Source organism: Marinitoga sp. 38H-ov (genome assembly GCF_011057715.1).
Taxonomy (GTDB): Bacteria; Thermotogota; Thermotogae; order Petrotogales; family Petrotogaceae; genus Marinitoga.
Genome location: NZ_LNGH01000001.1, coordinates 1 through 465 on the forward strand (window position 1 = coordinate 1; position 465 = coordinate 465).

Genomic DNA, 465 nt, shown 5'->3' on the forward strand with positions numbered 1-465 from the left:
TAAATGCAAAGGAGAAGATAAAGGGTTCTGGGATTGGTGTGATTCTTAAATTATGAAAACAATAAAAAAATTTCTATATTTTTTAGGTAGAGATATACTAATATGGAAAAGTTATAAAACACAAGCAGTACTGGGAATACTCAGTGGATTCTTAGGATTATTACAATTTGGATTCATGGGAAGGTTCATAGCTCAGGATAATTACTTTCCAATGATTGAACAATATGGGGGAAATATTCTTGCATATTTCATATCTGGAAGCGTATTTATGAGTTATACTACTCTCTCTCTAACAACATTTAAAAGTGTAATAAGACAGGAGCAGGTAATGGGAACAATAGAATACCTGCTTCTGTCTGAAACACCATTATGGGAAGTTTTTATATACACCATATTCTCAAAATTGATATTTACAATATTAAATACTGGAATTGTATTTGTATTTTTAATATATACATTTGATGT

At 29.5% G+C, this 465-nt stretch carries 1 pseudogene; it reads left to right on the forward strand.

Annotated features, from left to right (window positions below):
* Positions 1 to 52: 52 nt before the first annotated feature.
* Positions 53 to 465, forward strand: a pseudogene (locus AS160_RS00005) (ABC transporter permease); the annotation flags it as partial.